The following is a 3,098-nucleotide window of genomic DNA, read 5'->3' as shown; positions in this document are numbered from 1 at the left end:
GGCTAATAATGGTTCAAAAAGCATCCATACTGGACCACCAGCTCTATCAAATATTAAAGCTCTCTTAATACTATAAGCTACATCTTCTGGAGTAAGAATATCTCCATTATGAAATTTTACATCTTTTCTTATCGTAAAAATGTAGGTTAAACCATCATCTTTAATGAGCCCATTCTCTACTGTTGGAACTTCGGTGGCCAGCATGGGTACAAACTCAGAAGTGCTTTCACCTTTATAATTAATCAAGTTATCATAGCAGTTATAGATAACCTCTCCGCTAGCAGTATCATAAGCCCAGTGAGGATCCATCGATTCAGGGCCTCCTATAGTTGCCAATATCATGGTGTCAGGATTTTTTACTTCTGCAAAGCTAAATGAAGCAAATAACATAATTAGGGCTAATAATAACCCCATTGCTAATAGATTACGTTTCATAAGATTAATTCCTCCTTTAATTTTTTATTAAATAAAATTAATTTCTTAAATGCTTATATTTCTTTTTCTCACCTCCCTTTTCAATTTAATTTGCCTTTTCACTTTTTCTCATTTTTTAATTAATTATACAAATTACACTTTATTTAACAACTATTATTCCGCGAAAAGGCGAATCAATATTCACTATTTACATATACTACGATATCTTATCTTAAAATTCCTTCTTTTTTAAAAAAATTTTTAATATTTTTCTCTTATCCTCTCCCCCTCACTCCACTTGAAAATTTATCCTTCCTTAATTTTGGATTAAACCCTTTTTTTTGCATTACCCCTTTAATATAGTTTATATATTCTTTCCTTTGCTCAATCATCGTTGTTTTTTCTTTTTTAAGCCATTCTTCTTTCTTTTTTTTATCTATTTCTTCCTTATCTTCTTTTCCTTTGTTGGGTTTAATATCTTTCTCTTTCATTTTAAATCACCTCTCCATTTCCATTTAGTCGTTAGTATTTAGTTAGTTAGCTACCCTACTGCATTTCTATACTAACGACTAATTATAATTATTTTTAAATTAATAAAAAGTTTGCCTTAAATTTGCTTAAGTTAGCTAACTTTACACCATTTAATAAATCATCCAATTCTTTTCCTTCTAAAGTTTCTCTTTCAATTAGATTACGGGCAATCTTTTTCAATTTGCTTTTATTTTTAGTTAAAATATCTTTGGCTTTAGAATAAGCACTTTCCACAATTTCTCTAACTTCTTTGTCTATTTTATTGGCAATCTCCTCACTATAATCACGTTCTTGGGAAATATCTCTGCCTAAAAATATTTCATGTTCTTTTCTTCCTAAAGTAACCGGTCCTAAAACTTCACTCATACCGTACTCAGTTATCATTTGGCGGGCAATTTTGGTAGCTCTTTCCAGATCATTCTGCGCACCGCTAGTGACATCTTTAAATATTATATCTTCAGCCACTCTCCCCCCCAATAAAACTGCTAATTTATCCATTAATTCTAACTTACTAATTAGGTATCTATCCTGGGTAGGAAGCTGTAAAGTATAACCTAAAATAGCATTGCCTCGAGGGATAATGGAAACTTTATGCACTGGATCAGAATTAGGTAACATCTTAGCTACAATAGCATGCCCCGACTCATGATAAGCAATTATCTCTTTCTCTTTATCACTAATTAACCTACTCTTTCTTTCTGGTCCGGCAATAACCCGATCTATAGCAGCTTCGAATTCTTCCATTCCGATTTCATTCTTACCCTCTCTGGAGGCCAATAGGGCAGCTTCATTTACCATATTGGCTAAATCAGAACCCACAAAACCGGGAGTCCTTCTGGCTAAAACCTTAATATCCACCTCTTTAGCCAAGGGTTTACCTCGGGCATGGATTTTTAAAATTCCTTCCCGTCCTACTATATCAGGCCTATCTATGACAATCCGCCGATCAAATCTTCCCGGCCGCAGTAGTGCAGGATCTAAGATATCCGGACGGTTAGTGGCAGCGACCATTATTACACCTATATTTTGATCGAAACCATCCATTTCTACCAATAGTTGGTTTAAGGTCTGCTCTCTTTCATCATGCCCTCCTCCTAAACCAGCTCCTCGATGTCTTCCTACCGCATCGATTTCATCCATAAAAATAATACAGGGGGCATTGGCTTTGGCTTGTTTGAATAAATCTCTTACTCGAGAAGCACCAACTCCTACAAACATCTCCACAAAATCAGATCCACTAATACTAAAAAAGGGTACTTCTGCTTCACCGGCAATAGCTCGAGCTAGCAAGGTTTTACCTACCCCTGGTGGTCCATAAAGTAAAATCCCTCGAGGTATTTTTGCACCCAATTTCTTAAATTTAGCCGGATTTTTTAAAAAGTCAATTACTTCTTGAACTTCCTCTGCTGCTTCATCAATTCCAGCCACATCCTTAAAAGTAATTTTGGGGGTTTCTTTGCCTAAAAGTTTAGCTCTACTTTTGCCAAAGGACATAACCTTATTTCCTCCCCCCTGCATCTGCTGTAACATAAATATCCATACACCAATAATTAAAAGCATAGGCAAGATAGATGAAAGTAAACGCATCCACCAGGAAACCTCTACGGGAGGTTTAGCTTCTATTATTATATTTTTACTTCGAAGGATATTGATCAACTCTGGATCATTAGGTGAATAGGTAGAGAAATTTGTACCATCTATGAGCGTACCAGTAATTGAATTATTAATAATAGTAACTTTAGACATATTATTTGTTTCGATTTCTTTTAGAAATTGAGAATAAGTAAGTTCTTGACTGGTAGTAGACTTAGGCTCAAAAAATGAACTTATAATTGAAACTGTTATAATTAACACCAGTAAATACAGACCTATGTTTCTATAATTTTTATTTCCTTTTAAATTCTTTTTATTTAAATTATTAGGTATATTAGACAATAAAAGTTTCTCCTTTTTAAAATTTTTAGTAGGTATTAAAATATTAATATAACCTTACCACAAAATAATTTTAGCATATTTCCTAAGTAAAAACAAATACAACGAAATATAGTATCGAGTATATAGTATCGAGTATATAGTTAAGAAAGCGAAAGAAAAGATAGAAAAAGTAGCATTCTTCTTTCTGTCTAACTACCCCACTAAAGTTTGCACTAACA

3 protein-coding genes are annotated in these 3,098 nt (G+C 33.6%); all 3 read right to left on the bottom strand.

The features are described 5' to 3' along the window. The coding region (locus COZ07_RS06670) for an ABC transporter substrate-binding protein (protein WP_406607791.1) at positions 1 to 435 on the bottom strand (435 nt) is incomplete at its 3' end. A gap of 254 nt (positions 436 to 689) precedes the next feature. Further along, positions 690 to 905: a hypothetical protein gene (locus COZ07_RS06665; protein WP_406607790.1), complete on the bottom strand. Its 216-nt coding sequence runs from the start codon at positions 903 to 905 to the stop codon at positions 690 to 692. Positions 906 to 999: 94 nt separating this feature from the next. After that, the gene (gene ftsH / locus COZ07_RS06660) at positions 1,000 to 2,880 is read right to left on the bottom strand and encodes an ATP-dependent metallopeptidase FtsH/Yme1/Tma family protein (protein WP_406607789.1); all 1,881 of its coding nucleotides are present in this window, start codon (positions 2,878 to 2,880) and stop codon (positions 1,000 to 1,002) included. Between the last annotated feature and the right edge of the window lie 218 nt (positions 2,881 to 3,098).

This window comes from Candidatus Infernicultor aquiphilus (genome assembly GCF_002784285.1).
GTDB lineage: Bacteria > Atribacterota > Phoenicimicrobiia > Phoenicimicrobiales > Phoenicimicrobiaceae > Infernicultor > Infernicultor aquiphilus.
The sequence above is the reverse complement of the archived record's forward strand: the minus strand, read 5'-3'. Positions and strand labels throughout refer to the sequence as shown.